Origin of the sequence: Flavobacterium aquidurense (assembly GCF_031458035.1) — a bacterium.
Lineage (GTDB): Bacteria > Bacteroidota > Bacteroidia > Flavobacteriales > Flavobacteriaceae > Flavobacterium > Flavobacterium aquidurense_C.
Genome location: NZ_JAVDXR010000004.1, coordinates 85,168 through 104,967 on the forward strand (window position 1 = coordinate 85,168; position 19,800 = coordinate 104,967).

Annotated in this window: 15 protein-coding genes; 10 read left to right on the top strand and 5 right to left on the bottom strand. The window is 33.2% G+C overall.

The features are described from left to right. Nucleotides 1-151: 151 nt before the first annotated feature. Together J2X17_RS07880 and J2X17_RS07885 are read left to right on the top strand one after the other, a co-directional pair. Nucleotides 152-1,168 (top strand): glutamine synthetase beta-grasp domain-containing protein, encoded by a 1,017-nt coding sequence (locus tag J2X17_RS07880; protein WP_310296311.1) that lies wholly within the window; start codon nucleotides 152-154, stop codon nucleotides 1,166-1,168. A gap of 286 nt (nucleotides 1,169-1,454) precedes the next feature. After that, complete coding sequence (locus J2X17_RS07885; protein WP_310296313.1) at nucleotides 1,455-2,420, top strand: TerC family protein; 966 nt, start codon at nucleotides 1,455-1,457, stop codon at nucleotides 2,418-2,420. A 65-nt stretch (nucleotides 2,421-2,485) separates the two neighbouring features. On the opposite strand, the gene J2X17_RS07890 is transcribed toward J2X17_RS07885, so the two are convergent. The 3 genes from J2X17_RS07890 to J2X17_RS07900 form a co-directional block, all read right to left on the bottom strand. Continuing rightward, entirely contained in the window at nucleotides 2,486-3,025 is a 540-nt protein-coding gene (locus tag J2X17_RS07890; protein ID WP_310296315.1) for a hypothetical protein, read from the bottom strand. A gap of 90 nt (nucleotides 3,026-3,115) precedes the next feature. Continuing rightward, nucleotides 3,116-3,985 carry an alpha/beta hydrolase gene (locus tag J2X17_RS07895; RefSeq protein ID WP_310296317.1) on the bottom strand — a complete coding sequence of 290 codons (870 nt, stop codon included), beginning with the start codon at nucleotides 3,983-3,985 and terminating at the stop codon, nucleotides 3,116-3,118. 280 nt (nucleotides 3,986-4,265) lie between these two features. Next, on the bottom strand, nucleotides 4,266-5,138 hold the full coding sequence (locus J2X17_RS07900; RefSeq protein WP_310296319.1) for an AraC family transcriptional regulator: 873 nt from the start codon (nucleotides 5,136-5,138) through the stop codon (nucleotides 4,266-4,268). Between the two features lie 441 nt (nucleotides 5,139-5,579). Between J2X17_RS07900 and J2X17_RS07905 the strand changes: the two genes are divergently transcribed. The 4 genes from J2X17_RS07905 (at nucleotide 5,580) to J2X17_RS07920 (ending at nucleotide 8,243) form a co-directional block, all read left to right on the top strand. Next, nucleotides 5,580-5,990, top strand: a complete 411-nt coding sequence (locus tag J2X17_RS07905; protein WP_310296320.1) for a secretion protein — start codon at nucleotides 5,580-5,582, stop codon at nucleotides 5,988-5,990. A gap of 492 nt (nucleotides 5,991-6,482) precedes the next feature. Beyond that, a complete protein-coding gene (locus J2X17_RS07910) occupies nucleotides 6,483-6,890 on the top strand; it encodes a secretion protein (protein WP_310296322.1) in 408 nt (135 codons plus the stop codon). Between the two features lie 369 nt (nucleotides 6,891-7,259). Continuing rightward, entirely contained in the window at nucleotides 7,260-7,646 is a 387-nt protein-coding gene (locus J2X17_RS07915) for a secretion protein (protein ID WP_310296323.1), read from the top strand. A 225-nt stretch (nucleotides 7,647-7,871) separates the two neighbouring features. Next, nucleotides 7,872-8,243: a flagellar motor protein MotB gene (locus J2X17_RS07920; protein WP_310296324.1), complete on the top strand. Its 372-nt coding sequence runs from the start codon at nucleotides 7,872-7,874 to the stop codon at nucleotides 8,241-8,243. 62 nt (nucleotides 8,244-8,305) lie between these two features. On the opposite strand, the gene J2X17_RS07925 is transcribed toward J2X17_RS07920, so the two are convergent. Continuing rightward, the gene (locus J2X17_RS07925) at nucleotides 8,306-11,746 is read right to left on the bottom strand and encodes a methylmalonyl-CoA mutase family protein (protein WP_310296325.1); all 3,441 of its coding nucleotides are present in this window, start codon (nucleotides 11,744-11,746) and stop codon (nucleotides 8,306-8,308) included. Between the two features lie 297 nt (nucleotides 11,747-12,043). Here J2X17_RS07925 and J2X17_RS07930 point away from each other — a divergent pair, with 297 nt between their 5' ends. The 4 genes from J2X17_RS07930 to purU all read left to right on the top strand — a co-directional run bounded on the left by J2X17_RS07930 (nucleotide 12,044) and on the right by purU (nucleotide 17,055). Continuing rightward, a complete protein-coding gene (locus tag J2X17_RS07930; protein WP_310296326.1) occupies nucleotides 12,044-13,654 on the top strand; it encodes a L,D-transpeptidase family protein in 1,611 nt (536 codons plus the stop codon). 255 nt (nucleotides 13,655-13,909) lie between these two features. Beyond that, the gene (locus tag J2X17_RS07935) at nucleotides 13,910-15,169 is read left to right on the top strand and encodes a hypothetical protein (protein ID WP_310296327.1); all 1,260 of its coding nucleotides are present in this window, start codon (nucleotides 13,910-13,912) and stop codon (nucleotides 15,167-15,169) included. A 212-nt stretch (nucleotides 15,170-15,381) separates the two neighbouring features. Continuing rightward, complete coding sequence (locus J2X17_RS07940) at nucleotides 15,382-16,101, top strand: DUF4197 domain-containing protein (RefSeq protein ID WP_310296328.1); 720 nt, start codon at nucleotides 15,382-15,384, stop codon at nucleotides 16,099-16,101. 99 nt (nucleotides 16,102-16,200) lie between these two features. Then, nucleotides 16,201-17,055, top strand: coding sequence for a formyltetrahydrofolate deformylase (gene purU / locus J2X17_RS07945; protein WP_310296331.1), 855 nt, complete (start codon nucleotides 16,201-16,203; stop codon nucleotides 17,053-17,055). 110 nt (nucleotides 17,056-17,165) lie between these two features. Here the strand turns inward: purU and katG are convergent, their stop codons facing one another. Next, nucleotides 17,166-19,367, bottom strand: coding sequence for a catalase/peroxidase HPI (katG, locus tag J2X17_RS07950; protein WP_310296333.1), 2,202 nt, complete (start codon nucleotides 19,365-19,367; stop codon nucleotides 17,166-17,168). Between the last annotated feature and the right edge of the window lie 433 nt (nucleotides 19,368-19,800).

Below are 19,800 nucleotides of genomic sequence, written 5' to 3' on the forward strand. Positions count from 1 at the left end.
TTGCTTTTTTAAAAATATACCCCCAATTAAATTGCGCTTCTCTAAAAAATAATACACCGCAAAACAAAATAGCCCCCTAATTTTTAGGACTAAAAAAATAAATCTATATTTGACCCAGCGAAAAAAAACAAAAAAATAAATTTATATTATTATGGCTAAAATTAAGTTAGAGTACATTTGGTTAGATGGATATGAACCAACTCAAAATCTTAGAAGTAAAACTAAAGTTGAAGAGCACGAAAATTTCAAAGGAACATTAGAAGAACTTGGAAACTGGTCATTTGATGGTTCGTCAACAAAACAAGCTGAAGGTGGATCTTCAGACTGTCTTTTAGTTCCTGTTGCAATTTACCCAGATCCAACACGTATCAACGGATATTTAGTTATGTCTGAAGTTATGTACGCAGACGGAACACCACACCCTTCTAACGGAAGAGCTACTATTGATGATGATAATGAAGATTTTTGGTTTGGTTTCGAACAAGAATATTTCATCATGGATACTAAAACTTTATTGCCATTAGGTTTCCCGGTTGGAGGATATCCTGCTCCACAAGGTATGTACTACTGCTCTGTAGGTGGAAAAAACACTCACGGAAGAAAATTAGTAGAAGAACATGCTGACTTATGTATCGCTGCAGGACTTAACTTTGAAGGAATCAATCAGGAAGTTGCTTGCGGGCAATGGGAATTCCAATTATTCGCTAAAGGTGCTAAAAAAGCCGGAGACGAAATCTGGGTTGCCCGTTACTTATTAGACCGTTTGACTGAAAAATATGGTTACTATATTGAATATCATCCAAAACCACTAGGAGATACTGACTGGAATGGTTCTGGAATGCACGCTAACTTCTCTAACGAAGTGTTGAGAACATGTGGTTCTAAAGAAACTTACGAAAAAATATGTGAAGCTTTCCGTCCTGTTGTCGAAGAACATATTGCAGTTTACGGAGCTTACAATGAACAACGTTTGACAGGTAAACACGAAACTGCTTCTATTCACGATTTCTCTTATGGAGTATCTGATAGAGGAGCTTCAATCAGAATTCCTTTATATACCGTTCAAAAAGGATGGAAAGGATATCTGGAAGACAGAAGACCAGCTTCAAACGGTGATCCATACAAAATTGCTGCAAGAATTATCAAAACTGTAAAATCAGCGCTATAATTCTTAGATTAAATTATACTGGAAAGTGCCATCGTAATTGATGGCACTTTTTTTTATAAATACACGACTATGGTAAACCTTTGTCAAAGTTTTAAACTTTGACAAAAGTCGACACGTACAAGCAATCCCGACAATATTTTCACAATCTTGTCAGAAATGACATAAAAAGAGAGTAGATTACTAAAACACACACACATTACCTAAATTGAACGTATTTTTCTAATAATTTAATTTTTAAGTTAAAACTCAAAAACTATCTTTGTAAATCATTTAAAAAAATATCACAATGGTCTGGACTTTATTTTTATTGGCAGTCGTACTTATTCTTGCTCTGGATTTAGGCGTTTTTAATAAGGACCCTCATATTATTAGCACCAAAGAAGCAAGCAAGTGGACACTGATTTGGGTAACATTATCTTTCGTATTTTCAGGAGTAATTTACTGGCTTTATACTACAGATTATATTGCAAATCCAGACAATCTAAAACCTGCCGTTGCTTCAATGAAGTTTATTACGGGTTATTTGATAGAACTTTCTTTAAGTGTTGACAATATCTTTGTCATAGCCATTGTTTTTGCTTCTTTTAAAATACCTCAAAAATACCAGCATCGTGTTTTATTCTGGGGAATTCTGGGTGCTATTGTTTTCCGTGGTTTAATGATTTTCTTCGGAGTTATGCTGATCAATAAATTTACATGGACCACCTATTTATTTGGTGCATTTTTGATTTTTACCGCTTTAAAAATGTTGTTCACCGGGGAAGAGGAAGATTTTCAGCCGAAAGATTCGTTCGTATACAAAACATTAGGAAAAATTATTCCAATAACCTCTGAAACAGATCATGAGAAATTTTTTATTTTAACTGAAAAAGGAAAAAAAGCTGCAACTCCGTTATTCGTAGCTTTGATTGTAATTGAAGTGATGGATGTTTTATTTGCTGTAGACAGCGTTCCTGCAATTCTGGCTATTACTTCAGATCCTTTCTTGGTTTTTAGCTCAAATATTTTTGCTATTTTAGGATTACGTTCAATGTATTTCTTCCTGGCAAATATGCTGGCAAAATTCAGCTATTTAGAATACAGCTTAGTTGCTATTTTAGCATTTGTTGGACTCAAAATGATACTTCACGATTTTATTCACGTTCCGGAATGGGCGTCTTTAGGATTTATCGCCTTGTCGCTTTTAATTGGAATCCTGGTTTCTCTAAAATTTGGAGAAGAAAAAGAACTTACCGATGCTGATGGAGAATAATCGCTTTTAAAAATATATTCATAAAAAAAGGAAATCTTACGATTTCCTTTTTTTATGCTACTTTATTATTTTATTCTTTTAACATTGCTATCATCAATATTATACCTTTTGATAACTTCATTATAATCTGAATAATCTGCTTTATTTACTGTTTTAGAATTTGGTCCTCCGCTATTAATTCCATCATCTCCAGGAATAATAACTACCCTAAACACTTTAGCTGTTGTAAAGGTTGCAGGTAATTGCGTTAAAGGGAAGCTCGCATCAACAAAAATAGAGAATTGGTCATAAGAAAACTCATAATTATACTGCGCTGTACCACTTGCAAAATAATAAAGTTGCGGTAATAATGCCCAGGTATCGATTCCACCATTAGTATTAACTAATTCATAAACTAAGAGATTATCTCCGGAATATATCTTTGGTTTTAAGGGAAAAGTTTTACCAAAATTATTACCTGTATTAAAGTCCATCTGAACTTCAAAAACTTCAGTTATTAATTCTCCACCATCTTCTCCCGGAGGCCCCGGAGGCCCTTCTGGTCCTTCGCAGCTTGAAAACACGATTAATCCGACTACTGCGAAAAGGGTAAGTATCTTTTTCATAATTTTTATTTTTATAACGTTTATATATAAAGGTCTTCCAAAAACCAAACCAAAAAAAGTGATTTGGACATTCTTTGTTTATTTTTTCAACTATTTTTTTGCAACCTGCTGGTTTTTAAGCAATATTTTATTGAAAAATAATACGTGATATGGCAGTGAATTTTCCCAATAATCCCAAGTATGTGCCCCTGGACGTTCAGTGTAATCATGCTCTACCTTACTATATACTAATCTACGATGTAATTCTCTGTTTGGTTCTATTAAAAAGTCATCGACACCGCAATCTATAATCAAAGCCAGTTTATTAGCTTTTATTTTATCAAGCATATTCATCACAGCATATTGTGCATACATTTCTGAATTATCACTTTTATCTCCAAAAACAGGCTGCATCAATTTCACTACCTGAGCCGATGATTCTCTGTTAAGCATTGTACTCATATCTACTGCCCCGCTCATGCTTCCGGCGGCGCAAAACAATTCAGGATGCTTGGCTGATAAATACAATGCACCATGCCCACCCATCGAAAGTCCGGTGATAACTCTTCCGTTTCTGTTGTTGATTGTTCGGTACGTTTTATCTACTTTCTGAATTACTTCCTGCGTGATAAAGGTTTCAAACTGGCTTCCTTTATTTACCGGACTGTCCAAATAAAAACTAAAAGTTTCTCCTTCCGGCATTACAATAATCATATTGTATTGATCAGATAAAGTTTGTACTAATTTTTTGTTTGGTGTGTTTTTTAGCCAATCACTAAAATGGCCATAAGCGCCATGCAGCAAATACAAAACCGGATAAGCTGTCTTACTTTTGGCATAAGAATTTGGCAACACAACTGCAGCTTTGTAGGTTTTGCTCATCGCTGTACTGGCAATTTGTAACGTATCTACTTTTGCGGCGTAAGTCATTGATGAAATACACAAAAAAGCTGCAAATACTAAATTTTTAAAGTTTTTCATATTATAATTTTTTCAGATTAGGGATTGTAAATATACCTTTTTCCAAATAAATTATATGAAAAATCCGACCAGTTTTCACTAATCGAATTACTATTTGTAAGCTGAAATTTCTCTAACACATAGAAACATAGCCTTATTTAAATTAAAAAAGCGTTTCACTTAGCATATAAACACATAGCTATGTGTTTTAACAAGTGAAACGCTGTACTCTATATTTATATTATGTAATGATCTATGTATCTATGTGTCTAACATTTTTCCCATCATTAGACTTACTCTTTTAACCTATAAAAATCCTGCTCTCATGCCTGTATTGTGAAGCACTTACGCCCGTATATTGCTTAAATGATTTACTGAAGTGGCTGAAATTATTAAATCCGCTTTCATAGCAAACCTCATTGATACTGATCGGTTTCTCAGCCAAAAGTTTCGATGCATGAACAACGCGATATTCATTTACAAATTCAGTAAAAGTTTTGTTTGATATTTTCTTGAAATATCTACAAAATGATGGTGTTGTCATACTCACCAGACTGGAAACCTCATCTATAGCAATCGATTCCTGAAAATGATCTTTTACATAATTAAAAATTACATTCATACGATCGTTGTCCTGAGTCTGCATTTGTAACATCATGCCATCGGCATTCAGAATTGTATATTCGTCAGAAGCTTCCAATTCATCTAAAATACTCAAAAGAGACATTAAACGTTCAAATGGAAGCTGATGCTCCATCATCTCAATTTTGTCTCCAATTCTCTTTTTAGTTTCTCCTCCAAAAGCAATTCCACCTTTTGATTTCTGCAAAATCTTTTGAATCCTCTTCATTTCCGGAGCTACAAAAAATTCATTCCCTAAAAATTCAGGTTTAATATGAATAACTGTTTCATTTATATTTCCTGTCTGCTCATTAGTGAAACCACAATGAGGCAAATTAGCACCTATCAGAAGCAAACTACCGTTCGTGTAATAAGAAACATGGCTTCCTATTTGTCTTTTGCCTGCGCCTCCATTTATGTAAACCAATTCAATTTCAGGATGATAATGCCACAAATGGGCTTTACTATTTGTCTTTTCGGCGTGTTGGGCGTAGGTAAAAGAACTTCCGTACGAGTTTGTTATCACTTCAAGAGCTGGGGCGATTGTCTTCATGATAAAAATCTTTAAAAAATAATAGCAAATTTAACAAAAACACCTAAGATAATTCAAATTTTAACCTATAACGGTTTCGTAAATGAGAATACGGCAGAAAACAGGAATAGGCAATTTACACTAAAATACCGGTATTTTTCATGACCCGTATTTTTATTGCTGATTTTTTTAATATATCGTATTTAATTCTCCTTTTTTATACACATATAGCATATTTGTAAGAATATTGGACAAATACAAAAAACGTTAATTATTTAAAAAGTTTGAAAAATATTAGCCGAATTAACAAAAACACCTATAATAATTCAAATTTTAACCTATAACGGTTTCGTAAATGAGAATATAGCATAGAAATTGGAAAATACAGTTGTGATAAAAAATCCATTACTGTACTAATTTAGCATCAGAGAATTAGAACTAATAATTTAAAAAAAGATAGTCATGAAAAAGATTTTAAAATTAAGTTTAGTACTTGCAGTACTTTTCACAGGAATAAGTACTTACGCAATTGATGGAAAAGGAAATGAAGATTTTAACCTACGTGTATTAAAAGGAAACGGAAAACTTGTGACGTTTGCTATGAACCAGGTTAAAAAAGCAAACCTGGCTATATATGATAAAGATGGTAATTTAATCTATTCTGAGAGTGCTTCAGGAAAAGATGGAATCTTAAGAACTTTTAGCTTTGAAGAATTTCCAGCAGGAACTTATTACTTAGAAGTAGAAGACAGCACTAAAAAAATAAGACACGAAATTACAATTACTGAAAATGCTTCTGTTTTATCTACAAAAGCAATTTCATCAACTTATAAAGCTTCTTCAGCTAAAAATACTAGCGTAGCAGTACGCTAAAAAAGTTTATACTTTTCATATAGTATAAAAATGAGGTTAGATAGTTAGTAAAGTTTAAAACTTAAATGTTTATAAACAGCTCTTTGTGGTTATTGAGCTGTTTTTTTTGTGCCTTATTTTTTGAAAAAATTAAAAAGCATTCCGTTTTATCAAATTACAATCCTCATCAAATCCTCTGCCCTCTTTTGAAAAAATGCAACTCATCATTTTAAAGCATAATTTGTCAAAACAATGAGATAATAATAAAGACAATTTTTCCACTATAATTGTTACCAAAAAGTTAGCAAATCAAAAACCTAACATTACGGCAAAACGTTGAAAAATAATAATCAAATTAACAAAAACACTAAAAATAATTCAAACTTTAACCTATAACGGTTTCGTAAATGAGAATACAGCATCGAAATCGGAAAATAGAGTTGTGGTAAAAACCTTATAACTGAAGTAATTTAGCATCAGAGAATTAGAACTATTAATTTAAAAACTAATGCCATGAAAAAGATTTTAAAATTAAGTTTAGTATGTGCGGTGCTTTTCACAGGAATGAGTACTTATGCAATTGACGGGAATGAAGATTTTAATCTTCATGTTTTAAAAAGAGATGGAAAGCTTATCACTTTTGCCCTTAATCAGGTAAAAAAAGCAAGCTTGGCTATTTACGACAAAGATGGTAATCTAATTTATGCTGAAAATGCTTCAGGTAAAGATGGAATTTTGAGAACTTTTAACTTAGAAGAATTTCCGGAAGGAACTTACTATCTAGAAGTAGAAGATAATGTAAAAAAAGTAACTCATGAAATTACAATTACTGATGACACTTCTGTGTTATCAAAAAAAGCAATTTCATCAGTTTACAAATCAGCATTTTACAATAAAAGTACTAGCGTTGCAACACGCTAAAAAAGTTTATACTTCTCATAAGTATAAAAATGAGGTTAGATAGTTAGAAAGAAAACGTGATTGTTTTAAAACAGCTCTTTGTGGTTATTGAGCTGTTTTTTTTGTGCCTTATAATATATAACAATTAAATCGTAGGACGTTTTTCCAAAACTATTCTTACAAACTTAATAATCTGATTTTTAAACTTTTAAAAATTTCGTAAAAAAACATCCAAGAACTTACTTTTTACGTATATACTTTAATAAAACTACAGAAACATCTTTAATTCAACAACTTATCCGTTTGAAAACGGCTTATTTTTGCATAAAATTCAATTTGAATTTGTAGTTTTGCACGTTCCAAAATAATAGTAAACAATTTAAAAAAAACATGACAAAATTTATTAAAATGGGCTTAGTTGTTACCGTATTTTTAACAACAATTTTTACTTATGCAATTGAAGGAAAAGGTGATTATATTTTGAATATAAAAACCGGAAATGGAAAAGTAGTTAGTTTTACTTTAAACACTGTTGAAACTTCAATTTTTTCAATTTTTGATGAAAACAATAATTTGGTGTACACAGGAAATTCTGCTGCAGACAAATTAGAGATTTCAAAAACAATAAGTTTAGAAGGTTTTCCAGCCGGAACTTATGTTTTAGAAGTAAAGGAAAACAGTAAAGTTGTTAAACACGAAATTAAAGTTGCAACTAAAAAAACAAAGACTGTAAAGTTAGAGGAATCAGTAAACGAAAGTCCTGCATTTCGTCGTTAATCACTCTTTTTGCCCAAAAAGTTAAAAGCAGCTCGTTCCAGGAGCTGCTTTTTTTTTATTTCTTTTTATTTTTCACACAATAATATGCTATAATTCCGTTTAGATAATATAACATAATAAACTGTTATTGTGTTAGTTAAATTTAAAATATTATCAATTTATGACCTTACACATTAATAGTTTTAATACTTTTGTAAAGTTAAAATTACATATAATCGTATGCTCATGAAAAAAAAGCAAACTATTTTATTTCTACTGACTGTTTTTTCTATTCGCGCTGTGGGACAGAATGAGAATTATTCAACTAGTAGAATAAGCGAAAAATACGCATATGTTGATGTTACAAAAACCTACGAAAAAGTAGTTGCAAAAGGGTATAGATCTGTAGATTTATTCCAAAAACTAGGAAATTCTTCTTATGATATTTGCAATTTTGATAAAGCGGCAAAATGGTATGGTGAATTATTTGCCATGACATATGATCTGGATCCAGTATATTATTACCGATATGAAGAATCTTTACGATTCACCTCTCAAAATGAAAAAGCTGATGCACTAATGGAAAAATTGAAAAACAAATTTAAAAGTGGTAATTAAAAGTAAATAAAAAAGCAGCCAGAGCTGCTTTTTTATTTGTATTTTCCTCGTAATGAAGAATATTACATATTCCTTCTATACTGACCACCAACCTCAAACAAAGCCGAAGTAATCTGTCCAAGCGAACAAACCTTTGTGGCTTCCATTAAATGGTCGAATAAATTTTCGTTTTTAATGGCTGCTTCCTGAAGTTTATTTAAATGCTCGTTTACTTTTGCTTCGTGAAACTGATGCAGATTATCCAGCATCGTAATCTGGTATTGTTTTTCTTCTTCAGTGGCGCGAATTACTTCTGCCGGAATTACTGTTGGAGAACCTTTTGAACTCAGGAATGTATTGACACCCACGATTGGGAAATCTCCGTTATGTTTCAATGTTTCGTAATACAAACTTTCTTCCTGAATTTTAGAACGCTGATACATGGTTTCCATTGCACCCAACACTCCTCCACGTTCTGTGATTCGGTCAAATTCCTGTAAAACTGCGGCTTCTACCAAATCAGTTAATTCTTCTATGATAAAAGATCCCTGAATTGGATTTTCGTTTTTCGCCAAACCTAATTCTTTATTGATAATCAGCTGAATTGCCATTGCACGACGTACAGATTCTTCTGTTGGTGTTGTAATCGCTTCATCATATGCATTCGTATGCAGTGAATTACAATTATCATAAATTGCATATAAAGCCTGCAAAGTCGTTCTGATATCATTAAAATCAATTTCCTGAGCGTGCAATGAACGACCTGAAGTCTGAATATGATATTTCAACATTTGCGCTCTTTCGTTGGCTCCGTATTTGTTTTTCATGGCTTTCGCCCAAATTTTACGCGCCACACGACCAATTACTGAATATTCAGGATCTACTCCGTTAGAGAAGAAGAATGATAAATTTGGTCCAAAATCATTGATGCTCATGCCACGGCTCAAATAATACTCCACATAAGTAAAACCATTTGAAAGTGTGAAAGCCAACTGTGTAATTGGGTTCGCTCCTGCCTCAGCAATATGGTATCCTGAAATCGAAACCGAATAAAAATTACGAACGTTTTTGGTAATAAAATATTCCTGAACGTCGCCCATTAATCGTAAAGCAAATTCGGTTGAGAAAATACAAGTATTTTGTGCCTGATCTTCTTTTAAAATATCAGCCTGAACCGTTCCACGCACTTGCGATAATGTTTTAACTTTTATTTCATTATAAACATCTAAAGGTAAAACCTGATCTCCGGTAACACCCAAGAGTATTAAACCTAAACCATTGTTTCCTTCTGGTAAATCTCCTTGGTAATGTGGGCGCTCTACTCCTTTTTCAGCATATATTTTGTTGATTTTGGCTTCAACTTCTTTCTCTAAACCATTCTCCTTAATATAATACTCACATTGCTGATCAATCGCCGCATTCATAAAGAAACCTAACAACATTGGTGCTGGTCCGTTAATAGTCATACTTACAGATGTTAAAGCATGTACCAAATCGAAACCTGAATACAGTTTTTTAGCATCATCCAAACAACAAATCGAAACTCCTGCGTTACCAATTTTTCCATAAATATCCGGACGCAAATCTGGATCATTTCCGTACAAAGTCACACTGTCAAAAGCTGTTGAAAGTCGTTTTGCAGGCAATCCTGCACTCACATAATGAAAACGTTTGTTGGTTCTTTCCGGTCCACCCTCGCCAGCAAACATTCTTGACGGATCTTCGCCTTCACGTTTAAACGGATACAATCCTGAAGCAAACGGAAATTCTCCCGGAACATTTTCCTGTAAACTCCAACGCAAAATATCGCCCCAGGCTTCATATTTAGGTAAAGCAATTTTCGGAATTTGTAAATGTGATAAACTCTCTGTATGGGTCGCGATTTTAATTTCTTTATCACGTACTTTAAAAGTATATAGCGGATTTTTGTATTTGTTTACTTTTTCATCCCAATTCAGGATAATTTCCCAGTTGTATGGATCTAAATCCATTTTTACTTTATCAAATTGATTTAGTAAAAGATTTAAGAAAATTCTATTTTCATCATGCTCCTGGATTCCGGCTGGCAAAACAGTTGCATCATCAATTCCTGCTTTATTGATTTGTGGAATTTTTCCTGAAACCGACTCTATCGTTTTGAAAATCCCGTATAATTTCTGAGCTACTTTTTGTTGCGAAAGTGCGATTTCATCATAGCTTCTGTTGTTCTCGGCAATTTCAGATAAATAACGTGTTCTGTGCGGCGGAATCACGAAGATTTTCTCGCTCATTTCACGCGTAATTTCAAAAGTCGAATGTAAATTTGATTCTGTTTTCTCGACGATTTTATCCATGATCGCTTTGTACAGCGTGTTCATTCCAGGATCGTTAAACTGTGAAGCTATTGTTCCGAAAACCGGCATTTCATCCGGATTTTTGTCCCACAAATTATGATTGCGCTGGTATTGTTTTTTAACGTCGCGAATCGCATCTAAAGCACCTCTTTTATCAAATTTATTTAAAGCTACTAAATCAGCAAAATCAAGCATGTCTATTTTCTCTAATTGTGTCGCAGCACCAAATTCGGGAGTCATTACATATAAGGATACATCTGAATGATCCATAATCTCGGTATCAGACTGCCCGATTCCTGAAGTTTCAAGGATAATCAAATCATATTTTGCTGCTTTTAGAACCTGTATCGCTTCAGCTACATATTTAGACAAAGCTAAATTCGATTGACGGGTCGCCAATGAACGCATATATACACGAGGGTTATTAATCGCATTCATTCGGATTCTGTCTCCTAATAAAGCGCCTCCTGTTTTTCTTTTCGAAGGATCTACAGAAATCAATCCGATTGTTTTCTCCGGGAAATCAATTAAGAAACGACGAACCAATTCATCAACCAAAGATGATTTACCGGCACCACCTGTTCCTGTAATTCCAAGAACCGGAATTTTAGAATTAGTATTATTGGTATGAATCTGGTCAAAGACTGGTTTTGCAATTTCAGGGAAATTTTCTGCAGCCGAAATCAAACGCGCAATAGCTGTTGGCGTTTTACTTTCTATATGATCAAGTTCTCCATTTAATTTATCTCCTATCGGGAAATCAGAACGCTCCACTAAATCATTAATCATTCCCTGTAAACCTAAAGAGCGGCCATCATCCGGAGAATAAATTCTTGTAATTCCATATTCATGTAATTCTGAAATTTCGCTTGGCAGAATTACACCTCCGCCTCCGCCAAAAATCTTGATATGTCCAGCTCCTTTTTCATGAAGCAGGTCATACATATATTTAAAGTATTCATTATGCCCACCCTGATAAGACGTCATAGCAATAGCATTAGCATCTTCCTGAATTGCGGTATTTACTACTTCTTCAACACTACGATCGTGACCAAGATGAATAACTTCAACTCCAGTTGACTGAATAATACGTCGCATGATATTAATAGCGGCATCATGTCCGTCAAAGAGTGAAGCTGCGGTGACAATTCTTACTTTATTTTTAGGAATATATGGTTTTTGTTGTTCCATTTTATGAATATGATAATTTTAAGGGAGCAATTTACAAATTATTTTAATATTTGATTACGTCAATAGCTTTATGTTAACAAAAAAGAATCGTTTTTTTCATTCCTTAAAGGTAAGACAATCAGACTACATTATATATAAGGTATGAAAAATGTCAAAACATGGCAATATCGCAACATTTAAATAAAATATAACAACGTGTTCCCCAGCATACTACAGTAATTTAGCAGTGTAGAAAAACCCCAAATTTTTACTAAAACTTACCTACCAAAAGCATCTAACGTAAAAATTTAAACTAAAATGAAAACATTATATCCAATCGCCATAATTGTAGTCACAAGTTTGTTTATTTCATCTTTTAATACCCTTGATAAAAATGAAATAAATAAAAAAAGAACTTCTGTTGACACATCTATTTCTACTAAAAATGATGATGTAGTAGACACCGAAATTTTGAATGATTTTTTCAAAAGATACACTGACTTAAAACAATACCAAAACGAGGTTATCTCTTTATATAAAAACAGATCGTACGGAACTATTTGGTATGAAAATGGAAAAATAACTGAATTAGGAAAAGTTTTATATACAAAAATTAGTGCAAGTCAGGAAGGTGTAAAAATTGAAATTCCGTACAGAACTGCAATTGATCAGATTTTTAATTTAAAAGCTACTGAAAGACCTTCAAAATCAGATTCTGATATGCTTTTAAGCGCTGCTTACATTATATATGTAAAGAATGCATTTACCGGAGTCAATGCTGAAACAGTAAAAAAATCAGGATGGCTTTTACCTAAACAAAAAATAGCACAAAAAACAGCAAATGATACTTTAACAGCTGCTGTGGCATCAAAACCTGTTGCGGAAAATAAAGTGGTAAAATTTGATCAGTATAATAAACTGCAAAGTGCCTTAAAAAAATATAAAAAAATAGAACAAGACAATACCTGGACTCCTATAACTGTAGAAACTCCTTATAAAGATATTAGACCTGATGCAAAATCAGTTACGATTGCTCAAATCAGAAATAGATTATTTGTAATGGGAGATTTACAAAATGACTCTAAAAGTGATTTTTACGATCAGGAATTAATGGATGGCGTAATGAAATATAAATTACGTAACGGATTAAAACCAAATTACATTATTTCTGAAGCCAATATTAAAGATTTGAACGAGCCAATTCAGGAAAAAATCAAAAAAATCACCATTAACATGGAACGTTGTAAAGAGATTTATCCAACATTATTAACTGATACAGAATATATAATGGTAAATATTCCATCTTTTGAATTAGTTTATGTAAAAAATGGTAAAATCGAACTTGTCTCTAAAGTTTTTGTTGGAGCACCTTTAACTAAAACAACCATATTTAACGGAAATATCGAAAAAGTGGTTTTTAGCCCATACTGGACTGTTCCGCAAAGTATTGTTGATAACGAATTGAAAATGAAAATTGCTTCTGATCCAAATTATTTGGCCGAGCATAATATGGAGATGGTTAATGGGCAGGTAAGACAAAAACCAGGAATTGAAAATTCACTAGGTTTAGTGAAATTTATTTTCCCAAATCCAGATGATATTTATATGCACGATACACCTGCAAAAACATTGTTTGATTTTGAACAAAGAACTTTCAGCCACGGTTGTATAAACGTAAGTAAAGCTAAAGAACTTGCAATTGCAATGCTGCAGGATTATCCAGAATGGACTGCAGATAGAATTGATAAAGCGATGGACGGTTCAGCAGAAACAACTTTTAAATTACCTAATAAAGTGCCAATCTATATTACTTATTTTACAACATGGGTAAAAGAATCTGGTGAAGTTAGTTTCTTTCAGGACGTTTATGACAGAGATGGTGATTTAAATGAAATTCTTTCTACGGAAGAATCTATTGCCAATAATTAATAAAAAAATCAAAGTTTAAATCTAAGGGTAATTTTAGAATTGATTATGAATTTGGAAGGATAAAAAATACTTTCAAATACTAAAGTCAAAACTTAAATTACCCTTTTTTATTTGTCCGATTACTTGTTTTTTGCCTTGTGTTAAAAAGCTAATAATCAGTAATACTTATTAATTAAATGTATTTTTTCAATTAAAATATATGCTTGCATATCATTTTTAATAGTCATATTCATATATTTGAGAAAAATATATTTTATGAAAAAAATTACTTGTTTTCTTCTCTTAGCTGCAATTTGCAGCTCTTCTTATGCTCAAAAAGCAGATACCGACAAGAAAAAAATCAAAATCACAATCCCAAAGTCGGAGTTTTTTAAAAACATTAAAACCTACAACATTATCATTCAGGGTGATGATAGCTGGAACGCTACCTACGCTGATCCAACAACAAAAACTTACGAGAAAAATGTTGTAAAAAATACTATTGAAGATTACACTAAAAAAGATGCTGCAAATCCGGATGTTCGTGTTTTAATGGGTTTTAAAGGAGCAACTTATAAAAAAGCTGATAATGGTCAATACTTATTAGAGGGAGATTTTAAATACCTTGTTTTAGGTAAAAACAATGAAATTATATACGAAGAAGGAAAAAATGCCAAATTATATTCTCCTACGTACATTAACGGAAAACCATATGAAAGCTTAGCCGGAGATTTAAATAATATTGGTTACAAATTCCTAAAAGACAATAATGTTTTTGCTACTGAAAAAGAATACACAATAAACTACGGTTTCTTTGATAAAGCAGAAGAATTTAGTGAACTTGTTGAATTCAATACTAAAACCAATGAATTTTTAGATAAAATTGCAGCCAATTCTTTAGATCAATCTTACCTTACGGATTTAGAAAAATTCTATTTAGGGTATGTTGGTAAAGAATACAAAAAAATGAAACCTAAAGACTATAACAAAGTGCTTTACCTGAATTTAGCTCTAACACAAATGTTTCTTCCAAATTTCAACAAAGCTTTAGAATATCTTGAAACTGCTAAGCAAGGTGCCGGAATGATGAGTATGTGGCCAGATGAAGCTAAGGCAAACATATCAGGGTTGATTATGGTTAATCAAAATGATTTTACTGCTAAAGTAGAAAATCCAACATTTGATTCTGCCTATTATATTCACTTAAATGGTTCTGTAACTCAAAATGGAGAAACTAAAACCGGAAAACTAAAAGTTGATCGTTTTCAGAATTTACAAGAAGGTGGTATTATGAGTTCTGAGGATCCAACTAAAGCAAAAGTTTGGATTTATAAAGATAACGGAGACGTAGATTTTGTTGTAGTTGATGATAAAACAACTATCAAAACGGATAAAGGTGTGGAATTGAGATTTATTTCGTTCAACAACTCTTTTCTTTTAGTTGAAAAAACGGCAGATTCATGCTTTAAAAAATACGAATCAAGTTCAAAAGATGTGTACTGTGAGAAAGACGGTAAATTTGCTGTGAAAAAATAAGCTGCAGCAATTTATCAAAGTTTAAATATTTAAAAGAGATTCAGTTTAGGCTGAATCTCTTTTTTTTGAGCAAAAAACTTACAAACTTAGCCCCTTAGAACCTCAGCATCTAAAAAAAGTTAATTATGAAACAAATTGTATCTGCTCCTGAAATAAAATTGTGGCTTTGTTTTTGAATAAGTAGTATTTTTGAAACTCATAAAACCCCAATCATGAAAAAGATTTTATTATTAGCCTTTACATTTTCTCTTACATCGTGTGCAGAAATGCAACAAACATTAAATCAATTCCCACAAATTTCATCTCAAATTCCGGGAGTTGGCGGTGTTGATATCGCTTCGGGACTGAAAGAAGCACTGAACAAAGGAATTACACAACAAGTTAGCAAATTAACTGCTGTTGATGGTTTTTATAAAAATGAGGCTGTGAAAATTTTATTGCCTGCCGAATTACAAAAAGTAGATGCTACTTTACGAAAAATTGGTCTAAGCTCGCTTGCTGATGAAGGAATAAAAATGCTGAATCGTGCGGCTGAAGATGCGGTAAAAGAAGCTACTCCGATATTTGTTTCGGCAGTGAAAAATATGACTTTTACTGACGCTAAAAATATTTTGTTAGGAAATGACAGCGCAGCAACAAGTTATTTGCAAAACAGTACTACTACGGCTTTGTACGGAAAATTTAATCCGGTGATTAAAAGCTCGTTTGAAAAAGTAGGTGCTGATGTGGTTTGGACAAAGATTATAAACAAATACAATACAATTCCGTTAGTGAAAAAAGTAAATCCTGATTTGACTGATTACACAACCAATCAGGCTTTATCAGGTGTTTTTAAAATGATTGCCGTTGAAGAAAAAGAAATCCGAAATAATATCAGTGCAAGAACAACGCCTTTATTAAAAAGTGTTTTTGCGATGCAGGATGGAAAGTAAATTTTGTTTAATCGGTTAATTGTTTAATCGTTTAGCTGCAATTCTGTTCGATTAAACAATTAACCAAATAAACAATTAACCGATTAACCAACCAAAAAAATGCAAAAAATTACGATTCTGATTCATTGCAGAGACAAAAAAGGAATTATCGCAGCAGTGACTACTTTTATTGCAAAAGTCGAAGGAAATATTACGTATATCGATCAGCATGTTGATGTAGAACAAAACGTGTTTTTTATGCGATTGGAATGTGAATTGACGAACAATCATATTACAATCGAAAGCTTAAAAACTGATTTCAACGAAACGATTGCAGCCGATTTTGATATGTCTTGGGAATTATACAACCAGGAGCATAAACCTAAAATGGCTTTGTTTGTTTCAAAATATGATCACTGTTTGTTTGACATTTTAGGGCGTTACAGTGCTGGTGAATTAAATGTTGAAATTCCGGTTATTATTAGCAACCACAACGATTTAAGATCAATTGCTGAACGTTTTGATATTCCGTATCATTGTGTGCCTTTTACAAAAGATAACAAAGAAGAAGGCGAAGCCAAGCAAATTGAATTATTGAATCGTTATCAAATTAATTTTATTGTACTGGCGCGCTATATGCAGATTATTACGCCAAATTTGATTTCGCTTTACGAGAATAAAATCATTAATATTCACCATTCATTTTTACCGGCATTTCCTGGTGCGAAACCGTATCATTCAGCTTTTAAACGCGGTGTGAAAATTATTGGTGCAACAAGTCATTATGTTACAGCGGAATTAGATGAAGGTCCGATTATCGAACAGGATATTGCACGAGTTTCGCACATTCATTCGGTTGATGACTTTATAATGAAAGGACGAGATTTAGAGCGTATTGTTTTGGCAAGAGCTATCAAATTACACGCAGAACGTAAAACAATGGTTTACAGCAACAAAACGGTTGTTTTTTCCTAGGTTCAAAGAGGCAAAGGCTCAAAGGTATAGAGGTTTATTATCACAAAATATAAAAATATAAAGGAAAAACCTTTGAACCTTTGTTACTCTGAACCTTTGAACCTTTGAACCTATTTCAGATCAAATCGGTCAGCATTCATCACTTTAGTCCATACGGTAACAAAATCTTTTACAAATCTTTCGTTTGCATCGTCGCAGGCGTAAACTTCAGCGATGGCGCGTAATTCTGAATTTGAACCAAAAATAAGATCTGCACGGGTTGCTGTCCATTTTATTTCACCAGTTTTACGGTCACGCCCTTCAAAAGTTTCACCTTTTTCGTTGATTGCTTTCCATGCCGTACTTAAATCTAATAAATTGACAAAGAAATCATTGTTCAATTTTTCTGTGTTATTTGTAAGCACACCATGTTTAGAGCCATCATAATTTGTATTTAGGACTCTCAAGCCACCAAGTAAAACTGTCATTTCAGGTGCAGTTAATCCTAATAATTGTGCTTTATCTATTAAAAGTTCTTCTGTGATTGCACTAACATTAGCATTTTTATAATTTCTGAATCCATCAGCTTTTGGCTCTAAAGCTTCAAAAGAATGTACATCAGTTTGCTCTAAAGTTGCATCACCTCTGCCTGGTGTAAAAGGAGCATCAATATTTATTCCTGCGTTTGCTGCTGCTTTTTCAATTCCTACAGATCCACCTAAAACGATCAAGTCTGCTATTGAAACTACTTTTCCAGAACTTGTGAATTCATTTTGTATCGTTTCATAAGTTGCCAATACATTTTTTAATTGAGCAGGTGAATTCACTTCCCAATTTATTTGAGGTTCAAAACGAATACGGGCTCCATTAGCACCACCACGTTTATCAGAAATACGAAATGTAGATGCCGAAGCCCAAGCAGTAGAAACTAATTGTGAAATTGACAGGCCACTGGCAAGTATTTTATCCTTTAAAACAGCAATATCATTATGGTTTAATTCACTTTTAGCAGCAGGAATCGGGTCTTGCCAAATTAATATTTCACTGGGAACTTCAGGGCCTAAATAACGGGCAATTGGTCCCATGTCTCTATGCGTCAATTTGAACCATGCTCTTGCGAAAGCATCAGCAAATTTGTCAAAATTCTGCATGTAGTCTCTCGAAATTTTTTCATAAACAGGATCCATTTTCATAGCCATATCTGCTGTTGTCATCATTGGCGCATGTCTTTTCGTCGGATCGTGTGCATCTTCTACATCTGTAGCGGCGCTTTCATCAGTTGGTGTCCATTGATGTGCCCCTGCAGGACTTTTAGTCAATTTCCAATCGTATTTGAACAATGTTTCAAAATAACCATTATCCCAAGTTGTAGGGTTTGGTTTCCACGCACCTTCTATACCACTTGTAATAGCATCTCCACCTACTCCTGTTCCGTGAGTACTTTTCCAACCAAATCCCATTTGTTCGATGCTTGCACCTTCTGGCTCTACTCCTACTAACGCAGCATCTCCCGCTCCGTGTGCTTTACCGAATGTGTGTCCGCCGGCTGTTAAAGCCACAGTTTCTTCATCATTCATTGCCATGCGGGCGAAAGTTTCTCTAATATCTCTACCAGAACCAATTGGATCAGGATTTCCATCCGGACCTTCTGGGTTTACATATATTAATCCCATTTGCACGGCAGCAAGAGGGTTCTCTAAGTCTCTATCACCAGAGTACCTGCTATTAGCTTTGTCACTAGTAGCTAACCATTCTTTTTCATAACCCCAATTTACATCTTGTTCTGGTTCCCAAACATCTTCTCTACCACCTGCAAATCCAAAAGTTTTGAATCCCATCGATTCCAAAGCGCAGTTACCAGTTAAAATCATTAAATCGGCCCATGAAATTTTGTTGCCGTATTTTTGTTTTATTGGCCAAAGTAAAAAACGTGCTTTATCTAAATTTCCATTATCAGGCCAGCTGTTTAGAGGTGCAAAACGCTGATTTCCTGAACTCGCTCCTCCACGTCCGTCGAATGTGCGATACGTTCCGGCACTATGCCAGGCCATACGAATAAACAAAGGACCATAATGACCATAATCAGCTGGCCACCAATCCTGAGAGTCTGTCATTAATGCATAAAGATCTTTTTTAACTTCATTTAGATCTAAAGTTTTAAAGGCCTCAGCATAATTAAAGCCTTTTTCCATTGGGTCAGACAAACTTGAATTCTGGCGTAATACACTTAGGTCTAAACGATTTGGCCACCAATCTTTATTAGATGTTCCTGCCGATCTTGTTTCTTTCATTTGTCCATTATGGAAAGGACATTTTTCAATTGATTCGCTCATTTCTTCTTTTATTTTTTTTTAATTACTGTTAATGGCTTCCAGTCAAATACCAGTTTTTCTCAATTTCTCATATAACTGATATTTAACACTTTATCAAATATACAAACTTATCTTTACGATATTCATAAACAAAATTGATTGTTATTATCTTTTAATAACCAAAATTTATATACAAGTGTAGAATTCTCAAAATGAAGCGATAAAAAATCTTAACTTATGTCCAACAAAGTAATAACAAAACCTTAACAGCATGACCTTGATATATGTCTGATCTTTGCAATGTAATAAACTGGTTATTTATTATTTTGGTTTTGGTTAGTTAAATGATGCCGGCGTCTTCGAGATGCCGGCATTCTTTATTTAATTAAATTCCAATAAAAAAATTCCAAATTCCAATTTTAAGATTAAGTTGGAATTTGGAATTTTTTTATTG

What these genes read in the sequence shown, in the direction of transcription:
- J2X17_RS07880 (WP_310296311.1), top strand. Translation starts at nt 152, where the DNA reads ATGGCTAAAATTAAGTTAGAGTACATTTGGTTAGATGGATATGAACCA.
- J2X17_RS07885 (WP_310296313.1), top strand. Translation starts at nt 1,455, where the DNA reads ATGGTCTGGACTTTATTTTTATTGGCAGTCGTACTTATTCTTGCTCTG.
- J2X17_RS07890 (WP_310296315.1), bottom strand. Translation starts at nt 3,025, where the DNA reads ATGAAAAAGATACTTACCCTTTTCGCAGTAGTCGGATTAATCGTGTTT.
- J2X17_RS07895 (WP_310296317.1), bottom strand. Translation starts at nt 3,985, where the DNA reads ATGAAAAACTTTAAAAATTTAGTATTTGCAGCTTTTTTGTGTATTTCA.
- J2X17_RS07900 (WP_310296319.1), bottom strand. Translation starts at nt 5,138, where the DNA reads ATGAAGACAATCGCCCCAGCTCTTGAAGTGATAACAAACTCGTACGGA.
- J2X17_RS07905 (WP_310296320.1), top strand. Translation starts at nt 5,580, where the DNA reads ATGAAAAAGATTTTAAAATTAAGTTTAGTACTTGCAGTACTTTTCACA.
- J2X17_RS07910 (WP_310296322.1), top strand. Translation starts at nt 6,483, where the DNA reads ATGAAAAAGATTTTAAAATTAAGTTTAGTATGTGCGGTGCTTTTCACA.
- J2X17_RS07915 (WP_310296323.1), top strand. Translation starts at nt 7,260, where the DNA reads ATGACAAAATTTATTAAAATGGGCTTAGTTGTTACCGTATTTTTAACA.
- J2X17_RS07920 (WP_310296324.1), top strand. Translation starts at nt 7,872, where the DNA reads ATGAAAAAAAAGCAAACTATTTTATTTCTACTGACTGTTTTTTCTATT.
- J2X17_RS07925 (WP_310296325.1), bottom strand. Translation starts at nt 11,746, where the DNA reads ATGGAACAACAAAAACCATATATTCCTAAAAATAAAGTAAGAATTGTC.
- J2X17_RS07930 (WP_310296326.1), top strand. Translation starts at nt 12,044, where the DNA reads ATGAAAACATTATATCCAATCGCCATAATTGTAGTCACAAGTTTGTTT.
- J2X17_RS07935 (WP_310296327.1), top strand. Translation starts at nt 13,910, where the DNA reads ATGAAAAAAATTACTTGTTTTCTTCTCTTAGCTGCAATTTGCAGCTCT.
- J2X17_RS07940 (WP_310296328.1), top strand. Translation starts at nt 15,382, where the DNA reads ATGAAAAAGATTTTATTATTAGCCTTTACATTTTCTCTTACATCGTGT.
- purU (WP_310296331.1), top strand. Translation starts at nt 16,201, where the DNA reads ATGCAAAAAATTACGATTCTGATTCATTGCAGAGACAAAAAAGGAATT.
- katG (WP_310296333.1), bottom strand. Translation starts at nt 19,367, where the DNA reads ATGAGCGAATCAATTGAAAAATGTCCTTTCCATAATGGACAAATGAAA.